Source organism: Microcoleus sp. Pol17C6 (assembly GCF_036701145.1).
Taxonomy (GTDB): Bacteria; Cyanobacteriota; Cyanobacteriia; order Cyanobacteriales; family Microcoleaceae; genus Microcoleus.
In genome coordinates, this window is record NZ_JAUBQH010000176.1 from 1 (window position 1) to 1166 (window position 1166).

General features: G+C 40.7%; 1 protein-coding gene. It reads left to right on the plus strand.

What is annotated here, in order from left to right; genetic code table 11:
- Positions 1–69: 69 nt before the first annotated feature.
- Positions 70–1124, plus strand: a protein-coding gene (locus QUA25_RS29290; protein ID WP_333043216.1) for an IS630 family transposase whose coding sequence is annotated in 2 segments (ribosomal slippage) — positions 70–462 and positions 465–1124 — 1053 coding nt in all. Because the reading frame shifts where the segments join, the coding sequence is not laid out codon by codon here.
- Positions 1125–1166 lie beyond the last annotated feature (42 nt).

Here is a 1166-nt window from a genome sequence, read left to right on the forward strand (position 1 = left end):
GCGCCAAAAAACCGAACTATGTTAAAATAAGTAAAGAAAGAGAACACATCTACTGAGGTAACTCAATATATGGGCGCTAGATTAAGAGTATTCCTGACTCAAAAGCAAGACAAAACTCTATTAGAACTGAGAACTGCTGCTGTACCACAAAAAGTCAAAGATAGAGCAGAAGTAATTAGATTAAATGCACATGGCTGGTACGTTGAAAAAATAGCTGCTCATTTTGACTGGACTCCACAAACAGTGAGAGAGGTTTTACATAAATGGTCGCATCTAGGTATGGAAGGGCTTTGGGAATTGCCCGGTCGAGGGGGAAAACCCAAGTGGAAAGAGGAAGACATAGAGTTTTTAGCAGAATGCCTCAAAAAAGAATCACGTACATATAACAGTCTTCAATTAGCCCAGAAATTAGAAAAAGAACGTTCTGTAAAACTCAGTCCAGACCGATTAAGACGGCTCCTCAAAAAAAAGGGTTTATTTGGAAACGAGCGAGAAAAAGTCATAAAGGGAAACAAGACCCCATAGTACGAGAAATGAAGCAATCTGACTTAGAGATGTTGCAATTAGAGGCGGCGGCGGGAGAAATCGACTTAAAGTATTTGGATGAATCAGGGTTTTGTGCGTGGAGTGAAGCCGGTTACACTTATTACCAAAGAGGTCAGCAAAAAAGGCTGGAACAAACAAAAAGGCGTGGTCGTAGATTAAGTATTATCGGACTTCTCCAACCGGGAATTAGTTTTGTTTACGGTTTAGTAATTGGGGGTGTTGATCGAAAAGCTTATATCAAAATGATGGAGCGAGAAGCCCAGGAAGCTGCTGAGATTGGACGACCGAGAGTGATCGTACAAGACAACGGCCCAATACACCGATGCCAAGAAGTCCAACAGTTATGGCACAAGTGGGAAAAGCAAGGTTTATACATCTTTTTTTTGCCCAAGTATTGTTCGGAAATGAACCCCATTGAATTAGAGTGGCAACACATTAAAAAAGATGAATTAGCGGGACGAATGTTTGATGATGAGTTAGAGCTCGCCTATGCCGTAATTCATGGAGTAGAAGTTAGAGGACAAAGGGGAAACTACACTACACAACGCCTTAAGTTTAACTCCAATTATGCTGCTTAATGTTTTGTTACATAAATATGTTTTTTCCCGCCTACCTACTTA